We start from the raw sequence: 15,716 nt of genomic DNA, 5'->3' as shown, positions 1-15,716 counted from the left end.
GATGAGCGAACCCCTGATCGAACTCGTCGACATCGAAAAGCATTTCGGTGCCGTCATTGCGCTTGCCGGCGTGTCGCTTTCGGTTTTCGCCGGAGAATGCCATTGCCTTCTGGGCGATAACGGCGCCGGCAAATCGACCTTCATCAAGACCATGTCGGGCGTTCACAAGCCAAGCGCGGGGCGCATTCTGGTGGACGGAAAGGAGCGAACCTTCTCGGACCCGCGCGACGCGATGGCGGCGGGCATCGCCACGGTCTACCAGGACCTGGCGATGATCCCGCTGATGTCGGTGACCCGCAATTTCTGGATGGGTCGCGAGCCGGAGAAGCGCTTCGGCCCGATCAAGGTCTTCGATCACAAGAAGGCCGGCGCGATCACCGTTGACGAAATGGCGAAGATGGGCATCCATCTGCGCTCCGCCGATCAGGCCGTCGGCACGCTGTCGGGCGGCGAGCGGCAGACCGTGGCGATCGCCCGCGCGGTCTATTTCGGCGCGCGGGTGCTGATCCTCGACGAGCCGACCTCGGCGCTCGGCGTGCGCCAGACCGCCAATGTGCTCTCCACTATCGACCGGGTGCGCAAGGCCGGCGTGGGCGTGATCTTCATCACCCACAATGTCCGCCACGCGCTCGCCGTCGGCGACCGCTTCACCGTCATCAACCACGGCCACACGCTCGGCACGGCGAAACGCGGCGAGATCGGCGCGGAGGAGCTGCAGGACATGATGGCCGGCGGCCGCGAGATGGTCGAGCTGGAATCCTCGCTCGGCGGCACGGTTTAAGGTCCGGTACGCATCAATCGTGCACGTTTCGTCGCCGCATACCTCCCCAGTCTTCTCGCCCCGGCGGGGAGAGATGTCGCGAAAGCGACAGTGAGGGGGGAGTCTATCCCCGCGAACGCCCTCACGAGACGAGATGCTGCGCCACCCTCACTGCCCCTTTCGGGGCATCTCTCCCGCCAGCGGGAGAGAGTAATGGGAGCAAGCGGCGAGGCCATGCACGATGGCCTTGCCCGTAATGTTCCAAGCTGACGCCGTCAGATACGCTCGCCGGTCTCCGCGTCGAACAGGTGGACCTTGTCGATATCCGGCTTGATGGTGAGGCGGTCGTGGGCATCGACCGTCAGCCATTCGCGCTGGGCGACCATGATGTCGTCCTCGCCGATGCGGCAGATGATCTGGGTTTCGGCCCCGGTCGGCTCGACAACAACGACCTCGACGTCAACCCCGGCATCATCGAGCGCGATATGTTCGGGGCGGATGCCGTAGATCACCTTGCGGCCGGGCTCGACCGCGCAACCGGGCGGAAGCGACAGCCGCCCGCCGCCATTGGCGATGAATTCCGACGGGCCATCCGTGCCGATGCGGCCTTCGATCAGGTTCATGCCCGGCGAGCCGATGAAGCCCGCGACGAACACGTTTCTCGGCGTCGCATAGAGTTCGAGCGGGGTGCCGAACTGTTCGACATGGCCGTCGCGCATCACCACGATCCGATCGGCCATGGTCATGGCCTCGATCTGGTCGTGGGTCACGTAGACGATGGTCGTCTTGAGCCGCTGGTGGAGCTGCTTGATCTCCGAGCGCATCTGCACGCGCAGCTTGGCGTCGAGATTGGACAACGGCTCGTCGAACAGGAACACCTGCGGCTGGCGCACGATCGCGCGGCCCATGGCGACACGCTGGCGCTGGCCGCCGGAGAGGTTGCGGGGATAGCGGTCGAGCAGCTTTTCCAGCCCGAGAATCTGGGCGGCCTCGCCGACCCGGCGCTTGATCTCGTCCTTCGGCGCTTTGGCCAGCCTCAGCGAGAAGCCCATATTGGCCTCCACCGTCATGTGCGGATAGAGCGCGTAGGACTGGAACACCATGGCGATGTCGCGCAGCTTCGGCGCGACGTCGTTGACCACCTTGCCGCCGATCGCGACCTCGCCGCCGCTGATCTCCTCAAGTCCCGCGATCATGCGCAGGAGCGTCGATTTTCCGCAGCCGGACGGGCCGACCAGGATCACGAATTCGCCTTCCTGGATATCAATATCCACGCCATGCAGGACTTCCACATGTCCGTAGCTCTTGCGGACCTTTCTTACGTCTACTGAAGCCATATCGGTTTCTCACTTGCCAGATTGCGGCGCGTAGCACCTGTCATGTTCATGCGGCCTGCCTCGTCCCTGAGCCGGTGGCTTGGGCATAGGGCAGAAGGGCCGCGTCGATCGCGGCAAGGCACAGATCGCGCGCGTGCGGCGCGACCCTGCCGGCAACCACGTCTGGATAGATCCGCGCCATGTGCTGGCTGATCAGCGTTTCGGGAATATCGCCCTCAAGGCGTGCAAACAGCGCATCGATCGCGGTGGCGGCTTCCTTTTCCGGCCAGTAATAGCGGATCCGGTCGCTGTAGCTGAAATGGCGCTGCAGCCGCTGCTCCGCGTCCGAGCCGGTATAATGGGAGCGCCAGTGGCCGGGTTTTTCCAGCATCAGGCTTTCCATGGCCGAAAACAACGGCCCCTGGCCATCCTTGCCCTCAAGTGTGGCGGCAATCGCGTCAAGACCGTAAAGCGCCTCGCGCAGGGCAAAGGTCAGGCCGGGCCCGACCTTGAGGATCGCGAAACCGTCATCGACAAGTTGCGTCAGCGCCTCCACCGGCTGGTAGTCGGTGGAATGAGCCTCGTAGATCAGGCCGGGCAGGTCACTGAGCGCGCCGACCAGCGCGCGGGCCCGTTCGGGTTTGTAGATCGCCACATTGGCGTTGCCGAACTCGACGCCCGGCTGAACGACGATGGCGATCACGTGATCAAGGGCCGTGGCAATGCCGGCAGCGGCGAACGCATCGCGGTGCACCGCATAGGTGTTCTTCACGGCATCGGCATCGGTCGGTTCGATATCGTCAAGGGCGTGGGTTGCGCCGCCCGGCGGCGGCACCTCGGTGCCGATGATGTAGACCGGCGGGCGATGGCCGGCGTCTTTGGCCGCCTGCTCGGCGACCTTTGCGAGCCTTGCTGCGCGTTCGGCCGTCAGGTCATCGGCAAGGGCTGTCGGTTCCCCGGCGCAGCCCATAGAGGTGTCGAGGTGGAGCTTCTCGAAACCCGCCGCGGCATAGGCGGCGATCATGGTTTCGGCGCGCGCCATCGCCTCGTCCGCGGCAAGGCTTTTCCACGGATTGGGGCCGAGATGATCCCCGCCGAAGATGATCCGCTCGGATGGAAAGCCGATCGCGCCGGCGATCTTTTCGACAAAGGCGCGGAAATCCTGCGGCGTCATGCCGGTATAGCCGCCGTCCTGATTGACCTGATTGCAGGTGGCCTCGATCAGCGCGACCGCGCCATCGGCCGCAGCGCGCCTGAGTGCGGCCTCGATCACCAGCGCATGGGCGGAGCAGACCGAGGCGATGCCGCGCGGCAGCGGGCCGCCGCGCCCGCCGAAAAGGCGGGCGAGCGCGTCGTGGCGGTTTTGTTCGAGCGGTGCCGTCATGCGAGCTTCACCACCTTGGTCAGGTGTCGCGGCGTGACGGTGTCGAGACCTTTCATCTGCGCCACCCGCTCGCCGAGGATCTGCAGCGCCGGCAGCATGGCCAGCCCCGAAAGCGAAAGCCCGGTGTCGAGATCAAGCGCGAGATCGCCCGGACCGCCGAGGCCGATCACCACCGCGCCCTTGTCCTGAAGCTCGGCGACCACCTTGGCCTCTTCGGCTTTCTGGTCGGAGTAGAGCATGACGACGGCGGTTTCCTCGCTGACGAGGCTGATCGGGCCGTGACGGTATTCCAGCGGATGGAAGGCCTGGGTCACGGTCTGGCTCATCTCCATCAGCTTCAGCGCGCCCTCAAGCGCGATGCCGTAGAGCGGGCCGCCGCCGAGGAAGACGAAATGCGAGCGGTTCTCGATGAGCTGCGGAAGCGCTGCGTCGAGATCGTCCATCAGCCTGCGGGCGGTATCGATGATCGCGGTCGTCATATCCTGGCCGATCATGCGCTGGCCGAGCAGCAGCATCAGGCTTGCGGACACCGACATCACGATGCCTTCGTCGGGATGGGATGGCGAAACCACCAGCGTATCGCAGTTTTTCGCAAGCGGGCTTTCCGGTTCCACGGTGATCGCCGTCACATGGGCGCCGGCGGCGCGGCTCGCCTTGGCGGCGGCGACCGTTTCGGTGCTTTCGCCGCTGCGCGACAGGGCGATGACATGTGTATTCTGCCAGTCGGGGAAGAAAGCGCCCGGACGGCTCAGCCATTCGGCGCCCGGCACCGCGATCGCGGCGCGGCCCGCGAGATTGAAATAGGCCGCAAGCGACAGCGCGAGGTTATACGATGTGCCGCAGCCGACGATGACGGTCAGCGCTGCGTCATGCGAACCGGGTTTCCAAGTGATCGCCTTTTCCCAATAGGGGAATTGCTCGAAAATCACTTTTTCAGTCGTGTTCATGTTGTCTCCGGTTTATTTGACCGAACCTGCCAGCAGACCGCTGACGAGGTACCGGTTCAGGAAAATGACGACGAGGGCGGGGATGATGATGGCAACGGAACCGCTTGCCGTGATCAGGCCGTAGTCGACGAAGTTTTTGGTGACGAATTCCGGGATCAGCACCGTCAGCGGCTTGGTTTGCGCCGGCGAGAAGATCAACGGAATGAGGTACTGGCCCCAGGCGCCGAGGAACGTGAGGATGGCGGTCGCCGTCAGCCCCGGCCCCGCCAGCGGCAGCACGATGTTGAAGAAGATGAAGAGCCGTCCGGCGCCGTCGAGCTGGGCGGCTTCCTCCAGCGCGATCGGAAGCGATTCGAACACGCTTCGAAGCAGCCAGAGCGACAGCGGCAGATAGGCCGACACATAGATCAGCGCGATGCCCGTATAGGTGTCGATCATGTGCAGGCTGATGAGGATCCGGTAAAGCGGGATTAGCACCGCGTAGGCCGGGATCGCGAGCGTCGCTACCACCAGGATGAACAGGGTCTTGCGGCCCGGAAAATCGAGCCGGGTGAAGGCATAGGCTCCGAGCGCGGAGATCGCCACGCACAGCACCGTCGCCAGCGCCGAGGTGACGATGGAGTTGAACAGCGCCGCGCGGAACTGCGCCCAGACCTCGACCCCGCCGATCCGTTCGATGCCGATGCCGAAAATGCGGGCGAAGTGATCCAAGGTGATGTTCTGCGGGAAGAAATGGATCGGGCGGGCCGAGAAATCCTCGGTCGGCGTCAGCGCGCTGGCAAAGGTCCAATAGACCGGCCCCAGCGACCAGATCAGCAGCACGGCAAGGCCGGCCCAGATCATCATGCGATAGGCAAGAGACTGTTTCATCAATCATACCGAGTGTTGCGATAGACGCGGAGCACATAGACCAGCGACACCAGAAGCGAGACGAAGGTGATCGTCAGCGACAGCGCCATGCCGTAGGAGAAGCGCAGGTTCTGGAAGGTCTCGAGATAGATCTGCACCAGCACGGGCCGGGTTTCGAGGCTCGCCCCGGCAAGCACCCATGCCTCGTCGAAAAGGTTGAAGGCTTGCACCGTGGCGTTGGTCATCGACACCGCGATTGCACTGCGCACCAACGGGAGGGTCACCAGCGTCAGCATCTGAAAATTGGTCGCGCCGTCTATGCGGGCGGCCTGATAGAGATGGTCGGGAATGCTCTGCATGGCGGCGAGAACGATGACGATGGTGAGCGGCATCATCCGCCAGACATGGACCACGGTGACCGCCATGATCGCGCTGGTGCGATCGTTGAACCAGATGTGGTTTTCGAAGGGCAGCCCGAGCGAGGTGAGGATGCCGTTCAGAAGGCCGGCGCCGGGCTGATAGATCCACAGCCAGATCACCGCGTTGACCACGCCGGGCAGCGCCCAGGGCAGGATCACGGCGGCGAGGATCCACTGGCGTCCGACCTTGACCTGATTGATCAGGGCGGCGGCCAGCACGCCGAAGACGGTCTCGGCGAGAACGGCGAGGATCACATAGGAAAATGTGTTCATCCAGCTCATGCCGAGCTGTTTATCGGAGAGCATGCGGGTGTAGTTGGCAAGGCCGACGAAGGGCGTGCCCGGCTGCATCGGATTGACGCGGTGCAGGCTGTCCCAACTCGTCACCAGCATCGGGTAGAACACCAGCGACGCCATGGTGATCAGGATCGGCGCGGCCAGAAGCAGGCCGAGCATGGTATCGGCATTGAAGCCGATACCGCGCTTGCCTCGCATTGTGGAGGCGGCAGATGTCATTGGGCCATGGCCTGTTCGGCGGCGTCGGCAATGTTCTGCATTGCCTGTTCAACCGTGATCTGGCCCTTGGCGGCGCTGTTGATCGAGGTATTCACGGCGCTCGAAAACTCCGGATACCATTGCGGCGTGCCCTGCTGGAACAGCGGCTCGACCGTGGTCGACTGTTCGACGAGCACATCGCCGGAATGCATCACGCCGGTCTCGTTGACGGCCGAAAGCACCGAGGTGCGGGTCGGCAGGAAGCCGTTCTTGTAGTTCTCCTCCTGGAAGTCCTTGGAGGTGAACCATTTGATGAATTCGACCGCGGCTTCCTTGTTCTGCGAACTGTTGGGAATGCCGAGCGCTTCAGGCAGGCCGAAGCTGCGGGTTTCGCCGCTTGCCGTCGGCACCAGAATGGCCTCGACATCGCCGGCGACCTTGGACTGATCCGGATCGTTCATCTGGCCGAGTCGGCCCGGTTCGCCCGAGATCATCACGCTGGTCTGGCCCTGGGAGAACATGCTTTCGTTGATCTGGCTGTCGGTCAGGCTGACTGCGGCCGGGTCAACGAGCCCTTCTTTCAGCAGCATCAGTTCGAATTCCAGCGCCTTGTAACCGGCGGAGTCCGGCGATGTGAACAGCGGCTTGAAATCGGCGTCGAACAGTTCGCCGCCAAAGGCCTTGGTCAGCAGATACCAGCTCGTGGATGCGCCTTCGGTTGCCGAAAGCGGCAGGCCGATCGGATACTCGACGATGCCGGCTTCCTTGATCTTCTTGGCGTCGGCAACGAGTTCGTCGAGCGTTTTCGGCGGCTCGGTAATGCCGGCTTCCTCAAATTGCGCCTTGTTGATCAGCATGACGCGGAAGTCGTTGGTGTAGGGGATGCCGAGGATATCGCCGTCGACGGTGAAGATCTTGGTGACGCCGATATCTTCGACGGTCGCGGGGTCGATCGCATCGTTGAGCGGCATATACCAGTCGGCGGCGGCGAACTGGCCGGTCCAGGACCAGTCGAATTCGGTCACATCGGCGGGCGCGGTGCCGGCGACGAGGCCGGTGACGAGCTTGAGGCGGATATCGTCCCACGAAAGCGTCTGCAGGTCGACATGGATGCCGGTGTCTTCCTCGAAATCGGCGGCGATATTGGCGCCCTGCGGGGAGGGCAGAAGCACCGTGATGGATTCGCCGGCCAGCGGCTTGGCATCATCGGCAAGCGCCGGGATGGCGAGCAGCATGGCTGTCGAGGTGGCGAGTGATAAAAGCAGTCTGTTCATGTTCCCGTCCTGTCTGGTTTTTGGAGAGTTCAATCCGTCCCGTTTCGGGCGGAGGCGATTTGCCCGACAAAGCCCTCTTCGAGCGGCCAGCCGAGACATTGGGCGGCCGCCAGCAGCGCGCCGCCAATCGGGGGAAGTCGGGGCGGAACCGGCGCGCGGCCGATCCGGCTCGTGAGCGCGGCAAGCAGCACCGGGCTTGCGAATGTGCCGCCGGCATAGGTCCAGTCGGCGTCGCTCGCGCAGTGTGGGGCGATGGCCGTGAAGTGTCGCGCAAGCTCGTCGGCGGCCTCTTCCATCAGAGCGTTCGCCCCGGCATCGCCGGCGCGGGCCACGCGGTCGACCACTTCGGCAAGCGCCGCGATGCCCGCGCGGGGCCGCTCAAGGCCTGTGACCCAGCCGCCGAGCGCGTTCATGGGGTCGGCCCGGTCGAGGGAAAGGGCGTCAAAAACTGCGTCGGTCAACGCGGTCGGTTGCGCGCGACCGTCGATCGCCTGGCTGATCAGGCTGAGCGCGGCGCGACCGATCGCATAGGCGCTGCCCTCGTCGCCGATCATGTCGCCCCAGCCGCCGACGCGGGCGGAGCGGCCGTCCTCAGCGCGCGCCCAGGCCATGGAGCCGGTGCCGGAGAGGATGAGGATGCCCGGACGGCCGGACAGCGCGCCGAAATGGGCGGCTTCCACGTCGTTCAGCACATGCCGTTTCGCCGCCGGGAAAGTCTCGGCGATCGCCTGTTCTTGAAGGGCGGAGAGGCGGGCCACCTCGCCATAGGCGGGCAGTGCTGCCGCCACGGCCCCTATCTCCGTGATTTCGGCAAAGGGGCGCAGCACCGTATCGAGGACTTCGCGCCATCCGGGATTGTCCATCGGATTGACGCCGCCGCCGCGCGCCGTCTTAACCACTTGGCCCGACCGGTCGGCAAGCGCCGCCAGCACCTTGCTGCCGCCGCCGTCGATGCCGAGGATCAGGCCGTCGGTCATCCGTTCGCCCCCGCCTCGACGATCGTGTTCGCGATCCCGTTGTCGTCGAAATGCGCGCGCCATTTCTGCGAGATGGTGGAATCGGTGATGACGTGGGCTTCGGTGAGGGGCGCAACCTTGTAGGTCGCCATCGTGTCGAACTTGGTGGCATCGGCCAGCACGAAACAATGCGCCGAGCGCGTCAGCATGCGCCGGTTGAGGTGGGCCTCGCCATTGTCGATGCTGTAGATCGCGCCGTCGGAACCGATCGCGCTCGCGCCCAAGAAAAGCTGATCGAACCAGATCAGGTCCAGCATGGCTTCCGCCTGCGGGCCGACCAGCGAGGCGTTTTCGCTGCGCAACTGGCCGCCGAGCAGCGTGACCTCAAGGTTTGGAATGTTCAGGAATTCCTGCGCGACGATCAGCCCGTTGGTGAATATACGCAGCGGGATCGGGCTGATGCGGATCAGCCGGGCAAGCTGCAGAACCGTGGTGCCGGCATCGAGGAAGATCGCGGAACGCGGCTGCAGCGTCTCATAGGCCGCCGTTGCAATCGCCCGCTTGGCGGCCAGATTGCGCTTCTCGCGGGCCTGGAACGCCATTTCCACCGAGGAGCCCTCGGCAATGCGCGCGCCGCCATGGACCCTGACGATCGAACCCTCCTGTTCGAGAATCTGCAGATCGCGGCGGACGGTGGCGAGCGAGGCGCCGATTGCGTCTGCCAGGTCCTGGATCGCGGAAAACCCGTTCACATAAAGATGGCTGCGTATCGCTTCGAGACGATCGACCTTGACGCCCTGTGGCTGTGACATCCGCATTCCCCTGTTATTTTCGATCACAATGATGATTGAAACGATCATTGTCAATCAGTTTTATGATTTATTATGATTGAAAAAGCCGGCGACATTGCTGTCGCCGGCTTAGACTGCGGACAAAGCCCCAAGCTTTGACCATCGTCTGTCATCGGCCCTTCGTTTTTGCGTCATGCTCGGACTTGATCCGAGCATCCAGGCGGTTAAGCTACTGAATTTGCTAAACTCTATAGCCAGCCCTTGCCGGGCGGCCTGGATCCTCGGGTCAAGCCCGAGGATGACCCGGAATATGGGAGACGTTTCTCAAAAAGCTGAGCCGACGACATTGCTGTCGCCGGGTTCGGGAACCGAAAGGAATGGTCGTGAATCCTGTGGCGTTGTCACCGCATCTCCTCTCACTCTGCCGTCATCCCGGCTCAAGGCCGGCATGACGGAGGTGAGGAGGGCCAGCCAGTGCGCGCGAGTCTAGCTATAAGCGGGCAGAAGGTCTCCGTGCCGCTCGATCAGCCCATCCACCAGTTTCCAGATTTCATCCGGGGAAAGCTCGGCCGATGTGTGCGGGTCGAGCAGGGCGGCCTGGTAGATGCGGTCGCGGCTTTTGGTCAGTGCGGCCTCGACCGTCAGTTCCTGCACCGAAATGCTGAGCTTCATCACCGCGGCGAGCTGGGTCGGCATCCGGCCGATCCGGATCGGCTGAATGCCGTTATGGTCGACATGGCAGGGCACCTCGACGATGCATTCGTCCGGCAGGTTGGAGATCAACCCGTTATTGGGCACGTTGCCGTAGATCAGCGCCGGCTTGCCGGTGACGGCGGCATGGATGATGCCGGCGGCATATTCATTGCTGCGGCACACCTCGATCGGCCTGTCGCCCTCGAGCTCCTTGCGCAGCGCATGCCACTCGGCGATCTGCTCCTTGCAGCGGCGGATATATTCGTCCAGCGGAATGTTGAAACGGTCGATCAGGTCGTCGCGGCCGTCCTTGATATACCAGGAGGTATACTCCGAAAAATGCTCGCTGGATTCGGTGACGAAATGGCTGAGCCGTTTCAGCGCGTCGAAGCGCACCCGGTCGTCGTCCGGCACCTTGCCGTCGGCGAGAAGCTGCCGCAGGCGCGGATAGAGATCCTCGCGCGAACCATCGGCATGCAGCTTCTCATATTTCAGGAAGAATGCGATGTGGTTGATGCCGGCGGAGAGGTAGTTGATGTTCGCCACATCCTCGCCGAGATAGGAGGCGAGCTGGCCGGCGGTGTGCTGCACGCTGTGGCAGAGGCCGACGGTGCGGATTTCCGGCGCGATCTCCTTGATCGCCCAGCAATTGATCGCCATCGGGTTCACATATTGCATCAGAAGCGCGTTCGGGCAGACATCCTCCATGTCGCGGCAGATCGCCTCCAGCACCGGGATGGTGCGCAACCCGCGGAAAATGCCGCCGATGCCGAGCGTATCGGCGATCGTCTGGCGCAGGCCGAACTGTTTCGGCACGTCGAAATCGGTGACGGTGGCGGGCTCATAGCCGCCGACCTGCATCATCAGGATCACGAAATCCGACCCTTTCAGCGCCTCGCGCCGATCCAGCGTCGCCTCGACGCGGATATCGGCAAGGCCGAGCGCCGCGCAGATGCGGCGGGTGACGATTTCGGAGGTTTTCAGCCGCTCGGGATCGATGTCGAACAGGCTGATGGCGATCTCGCCGGGGAGACCGGAGGACAGCACATCGCCGAGAATGTTCTGGGCGAATACGGTGCTGCCGGCGCCGACAAGGCAGATTTTGGTCATGACGGGTTCCTTTCTTTTCGGCGAAGCTATATCTCCAAAACAAGATTTTCCTCCGAGGTTCATATCGATTAGTCCGGAATTGGAGTGACGAGCGATGACGGCAGGCAATAATGAGGTGGATGACCTGACGCTTGCGCGCGGCGATTTCCTGATCGAGCGCCATATCGCGACCGCCATGCCGGCGGCCCACTGGCACGACCACGTCGAGCTCAACCTGCTGCTTGAAGGCGAGATGACCTATCTCTTCAACGGGCGACGCGAGGAGGTCGAGGCGGGCAGGCTGGTGCTGTTCTGGGCCGCGATCCCGCACCAGACCATTGCGGTCACCGGCAACGCGGCCCTGATCGTCATCTACCTGCCGCTCGCCGATTTTCTGGCGCTGCCGATCGATCGCGAGGCCCGGCGCTTCACCATGCAGGGCGGATTCCTGTCCGACCCTGCCGCCACCGGCCATGATGGCTTCGTCGCAGCGCGCTGGGTGGAGGAGTGGAACGAGGGCGAGCCGCAGCGCCGGAGCCTGCTGCGGGAGGAAATCGCGCTGAGGGTGCGCCGCTTCATTCTCGATTGCGTCGAAACCGGCCGGCTTTCAGGCGGGGAGGCGGGGACGGCAGCGGTCGCCGCCGCCGTGCGTCATGTCGAGGCGCTGACCGATCTGGTGAACAGCCATTATGGCGAGCCAGTTTTGATGCCGGATCTTGCCGCCCGCGCGGGCATTCATCCGAGCACCGCCAACAAGGCCTTCCGCGACGTGCTCGGCCTTTCCGTGAACGAATATCTCACCCGCTACCGGGTGGCGCGCGCCATGCAGAAGCTGGTCGACACCGAAGACCCGATCCTCACGATCGCCTATGATTGCGGGTTCGGGTCGAGCAGCCGGTTTTACGAATTGTTCAAGGCGCGCACAGGCCAGACCCCGCTTGCCTTCCGCAGGGCTCTGTCACGCAAGGGATGAGGTAGGCGTTCAAAAGCCCCGGCAGACATTCTGCCGGGGGCAACTGCGAAGGCCTTGTCTTACTGATTGGCCTTGATCTCGAGATTGAGAAGCTGGGGGATGGCCTTGGGTGCTGCGGCACCCGCCATCACCACGGCCAGCACCGGCATCTGCATCTGCGGCTTGATGCTCAGGGAGAAGTTCTGCGGGTTGGCCAGATAGCTGTCGACCGCGGATGAGACGGAGGCGGCAAGGTCGGGCATTTCCAGTCCGGCGAGGCCCGCCGTCATCTGCCCCTTCCACTCGGCGATCAGCGCATCGGTGGAAATATTCTTTTCCTTCGCGATCGTCTGGATCAGACGGTTGGTGATGCTGTCATCGGCAAACCGGATCGACAGGCCGCTGACGCCGATTGTCTGGCCGAGCTGCATCAATTCAGCCTGATAGGGATTTTCCTGTTCCGACGAGGCACCGTCCGAAGGGGCATCCTGCATCTCTTCGCTCTGGGCGATCTCGGAAATCTTCTGGAGCGTTTCCAGCGTTTCAAGCGTGACGCCGGTCAGTCCCATGCCGAAGTCGAGCGTGCCGACATTTTCCGTGGCGAGGCTGTAGGTGGCGACGTTGAGATCGCCCGTTTCCAGATCCCAGTTGCCGCTGATCGTGAATGTCGACGTGGTCTGCAGGAGATCGAGTTCCTCCAGCGTCGCGCGGGCGTCGGGCTTCAGGTCGTCGACCTGCGAAAGGTCGAGCGAAATCCCGGTGACGTTCGCGAGATAATCGGCCTTGGTGCGCGCCTCGTTGAAACTCTGCTTGGCGGAAGCGTCATCGATCGTTAGCAGCTTGTCGCCTTCGACGGTGACGCTGATGTTCTTGACCTCCGTGCTTTCGCCATAGCCCCAGCCGGAAAGAACCGCGAGGTCGGCGCTGGCGGGAACATGGATATTGGTCTCGATGTAGGAGGCGATGGCGATCTCAGCGTCTTCCATCGTGAAGGCCATGTCGGACGCCATCGACTTGCCGATCATGTAGCTGCCGTCGGCATTTTCCTGAACGTCCTGAAGGTCGAGCGTGATCGGCGCCTTCTGCTTGAATTCGTCCATCTCCTCGCCCGCTTCCGCCAGGGGCGAAAACTCCATGCCGGAGACCGTCACGCTTCCATCCGAGCCTTCCTCGACGCTGTCATAGGTGAAGGTCATGTGCGACTGTTTTTCGGTGACGGCCTTCAGCTTGGCCATCAGATCGTCGGTGTCGAGGGCAAACGCGGGAGCGCCCGATGCGGCCAGAAAACTGCCTGCGAGAAGAAGCTGCGTGAGACGTGATGTGGGCATGAAGTGCTCCCTGAAAATGAGATGTTGCGCTACGGTTTATTGGCCATATAAGGCCGAATTGCAATTTTGCTATGAATGCCCGGTGAATGCGGCGCGTTTTCCCTTGTTTTCAGGGGATTGCGGGCGGCCCCGCCTTGCGGGCAAGGGTTGTATCCTCTAACAGAAACCCATGGGAAAAGAAATCACGCCACCGGAAAACGGCGACGGACACACGGACGCCGTGGACCTGCGCAAGGCCCTTGAGGAACGCTACCTCGCCTATGCGCTTTCGACGATCATGCACCGGGCGCTGCCGGATGTGCGCGACGGGCTGAAGCCCGTGCACCGCCGCATCATTCACGGCATGAGCGAGATCGGCGTGCGCCCGAACGCCGCCTACAAGAAATGCGCCCGCATTGTCGGCGATGTCATGGGTAAGTTCCATCCCCATGGCGACGCCTCGATCTATGATGCGCTGGTGCGTCTGTCGCAGGATTTCGCCCAGCGTTACCCGATGGTCGACGGCCAGGGCAATTTCGGCAATATCGACGGCGATAGCGCGGCCGCCATGCGCTACACCGAGGCGCGCATGACCGATGTCGCCGCGCTGATGCTGGATGGCATTGGCGAGGACGCCGTCGATTTCCGCCCGACCTATAACGAGGAGGACGAGGAGCCGGTGGTGATGCCCGGCGCCTTCCCGAACCTGCTCGCCAACGGCTCCACCGGCATCGCCGTCGGCATGGCGACCTCCATCCCGCCGCACAATGCCCACGAGCTGTGCGAGGCGGCGATCTACCTGATCAAGCATCCCGACGCCACCGTCGAGGACATCATGACGCTGCCGGACGCCGACGGGCCGAAGGCGAACATGATCCAGGGCCCGGATTTTCCGACCGGCGGGATCATCGTCGAGGATTTTGCCTCGATGGTCGAGACCTACAAGACCGGCCGCGGCGGTTTCCGGCTGCGCTCGCGCTGGGAAAAGGAAGACCTCGGCCGCGGCAACTACCAGATCGTCGTCACCGAAATTCCCTATGGCGTGCAGAAGTCGCGGCTGATCGAGAAGATCGCCGAACTCCTGATCGCTCGCCGCCTGCCGCTCCTGGAAGATATCCAGGATGAATCGGCCGAAGACATCCGCGTCGTTCTGGTGCCGAAATCGCGCGCCGTCGACCCGGCGCTGCTGATGGAATCGCTGTTCAAGCTCACCGATCTCGAACAGCGCTTCTCGATGAACATGAATGTGCTCTCACAGGGCAAGGTGCCGAAGGTTATGGGCCTTGTCGACGTGCTGAAGGAATGGCTCGGCCACCGCCGTGAGGTGCTGCAGCGCCGCTCCCGCCATCGCCTTGCCGCCATCGACCGCCGGCTTGAAATCCTCGGCGGCCTGCTCGTCGCCTATCTCAACCTCGACGAGGTGATCAAGATCATCCGCGAGGAGGATGAGCCGAAGGCCGTGATGATCGCCCGCTTCGAGATCACCGATGTCCAGGCCGAAGCGATCCTCAACATGCGGCTGCGCGCTCTGCGCAAGCTCGAGGAAATCGAAATCCGCAAGGAATTCGATGCGCTGTCGGCGGAAAAAGCCGATATCGAGGCGCTGCTCGCCTCCGAAACCCAGCAGTGGCAGACCGTTGCGTGGGAAATCGGCGAGGTCAAGAAAACCTTCGCCAAGGCGACCGAACTCGGCAAACGCCGCTCGACCTTCGACATTGCGCCCGATACCGATGTCGAGGCGATCCAGCAGGCGATGATCGAGAAGGAACCGGTCACGATCGTGATTTCCGAAAAGGGCTGGATCCGGGCGCTGAAGGGCCATGTCGATACCTCCGGCGTTGCCTTCAAGGAAGGCGACGGCCTGAAGCTCGCCTTCCCGGCGCAGACGACCGACAAGCTCTTGATCGTCACCACTGGGGGGCGCGCCTTCACGCTGGGCGCCGACAAGCTGCCCGGCGGGCGCGGCCATGGCGAGCCGCTGCGGATCATGGTCGATATCGATGCCGACCAGGATGTCGTCACCGCCTTCGTGCATGAGGCCGGCCGCAAGCAGTTGATCGCGTCCACCGCCGGCAACGGCTTCATCATCGAGGAAGACCAGATGGTCGCCAACACCCGCAAGGGCAAGCAGGTGATGAATGTTTCGGCCAAGGACGAAGTCAAGCTTTTGACGCCGGCAGCGGGTGACCATATCGCCGTCATCGGCGAAAACCGCAAGCTGATCGTGTTCCCGATGTCGCAGGTCGCCGAGATGGCCCGCGGCAAGGGCGTGCGCCTGCAGCGCTACAAGGATGGCGGCCTGTCGGACGCCAAATGCTTCGCGATCGCCGACGGCCTTAGCTGGACCGACAGCGCCGGCCGCACCCATATGCGCACCGCCGAAGAACTGCTGGAATGGCGCGGCGACCGCGCCATGGCCGGCCGCATCGCGCCCAAGGGCTTTCCGAGAAACGGCAAGTTCAGGGGGTAGCAAGCGAGGCGACC

General features: G+C 63.2%; 13 protein-coding genes. 3 read left to right on the top strand and 10 right to left on the bottom strand.

Annotated features, from left to right (window positions below; all coding sequences use genetic code 11):
• The first annotated feature begins 1 nt into the window (after position 1).
• Positions 2 to 781 (top strand): ATP-binding cassette domain-containing protein, encoded by a 780-nt coding sequence (locus tag Mame_RS18195; protein ID WP_018067620.1) that lies wholly within the window; start codon positions 2 to 4, stop codon positions 779 to 781.
• A gap of 254 nt (positions 782 to 1,035) precedes the next feature.
• Here Mame_RS18195 and Mame_RS18190 read toward each other — a convergent pair whose 3' ends face one another.
• The 9 genes from Mame_RS18190 to melA all read right to left on the bottom strand — a co-directional run bounded on the left by Mame_RS18190 (position 1,036) and on the right by melA (position 10,994).
• Positions 1,036 to 2,097, bottom strand: a complete 1,062-nt coding sequence (locus Mame_RS18190; RefSeq protein WP_018067621.1) for an ABC transporter ATP-binding protein — start codon at positions 2,095 to 2,097, stop codon at positions 1,036 to 1,038.
• 46 nt (positions 2,098 to 2,143) lie between these two features.
• A complete protein-coding gene (locus tag Mame_RS18185) occupies positions 2,144 to 3,460 on the bottom strand; it encodes a D-tagatose-bisphosphate aldolase, class II, non-catalytic subunit (protein WP_018067622.1) in 1,317 nt (438 codons plus the stop codon).
• A complete protein-coding gene (locus tag Mame_RS18180; protein WP_018067623.1) occupies positions 3,457 to 4,407 on the bottom strand; it encodes an SIS domain-containing protein in 951 nt (316 codons plus the stop codon). Before Mame_RS18180 ends, Mame_RS18185 begins: the two co-directional genes overlap by 4 nt.
• A 12-nt stretch (positions 4,408 to 4,419) precedes the next feature.
• Positions 4,420 to 5,253, bottom strand: a complete 834-nt coding sequence (locus Mame_RS18175) for a carbohydrate ABC transporter permease (protein WP_026173963.1) — start codon at positions 5,251 to 5,253, stop codon at positions 4,420 to 4,422.
• Positions 5,254 to 5,276: 23 nt separating this feature from the next.
• The gene (locus Mame_RS18170; protein ID WP_018067625.1) at positions 5,277 to 6,191 is read right to left on the bottom strand and encodes a carbohydrate ABC transporter permease; all 915 of its coding nucleotides are present in this window, start codon (positions 6,189 to 6,191) and stop codon (positions 5,277 to 5,279) included.
• Entirely contained in the window at positions 6,188 to 7,444 is a 1,257-nt protein-coding gene (locus Mame_RS18165) for an ABC transporter substrate-binding protein (protein WP_026173964.1), read from the bottom strand. The genes Mame_RS18170 and Mame_RS18165 overlap by 4 nt, the downstream gene beginning before the upstream one ends.
• A 29-nt stretch (positions 7,445 to 7,473) precedes the next feature.
• On the bottom strand, positions 7,474 to 8,421 hold the full coding sequence (locus tag Mame_RS18160) for an N-acetylglucosamine kinase (protein ID WP_018067627.1): 948 nt from the start codon (positions 8,419 to 8,421) through the stop codon (positions 7,474 to 7,476).
• Entirely contained in the window at positions 8,418 to 9,212 is a 795-nt protein-coding gene (locus Mame_RS18155) for a DeoR/GlpR family DNA-binding transcription regulator (RefSeq protein ID WP_026173965.1), read from the bottom strand. Before Mame_RS18155 ends, Mame_RS18160 begins: the two co-directional genes overlap by 4 nt.
• A 465-nt stretch (positions 9,213 to 9,677) precedes the next feature.
• Positions 9,678 to 10,994, bottom strand: a complete 1,317-nt coding sequence (melA, locus tag Mame_RS18150) for an alpha-glucosidase/alpha-galactosidase (protein ID WP_018067629.1) — start codon at positions 10,992 to 10,994, stop codon at positions 9,678 to 9,680.
• Between the two features lie 94 nt (positions 10,995 to 11,088).
• Between melA and Mame_RS18145 the strand changes: the two genes are divergently transcribed.
• Positions 11,089 to 11,946: a helix-turn-helix domain-containing protein gene (locus tag Mame_RS18145; protein WP_018067630.1), complete on the top strand. Its 858-nt coding sequence runs from the start codon at positions 11,089 to 11,091 to the stop codon at positions 11,944 to 11,946.
• A 59-nt stretch (positions 11,947 to 12,005) separates the two neighbouring features.
• On the opposite strand, the gene Mame_RS18140 is transcribed toward Mame_RS18145, so the two are convergent.
• Complete coding sequence (locus Mame_RS18140) at positions 12,006 to 13,253, bottom strand: hypothetical protein (RefSeq protein WP_018067631.1); 1,248 nt, start codon at positions 13,251 to 13,253, stop codon at positions 12,006 to 12,008.
• 169 nt (positions 13,254 to 13,422) lie between these two features.
• Between Mame_RS18140 and parC the strand changes: the two genes are divergently transcribed.
• Positions 13,423 to 15,702 (top strand): DNA topoisomerase IV subunit A, encoded by a 2,280-nt coding sequence (parC, locus tag Mame_RS18135; RefSeq protein WP_018067632.1) that lies wholly within the window; start codon positions 13,423 to 13,425, stop codon positions 15,700 to 15,702.
• Positions 15,703 to 15,716: the final 14 nt, after the last annotated feature.

This window comes from Martelella mediterranea DSM 17316 (assembly GCF_002043005.1).
GTDB lineage: Bacteria > Pseudomonadota > Alphaproteobacteria > Rhizobiales > Rhizobiaceae > Martelella > Martelella mediterranea.
This window is presented reverse-complemented; position numbering and strand designations above follow the sequence as displayed.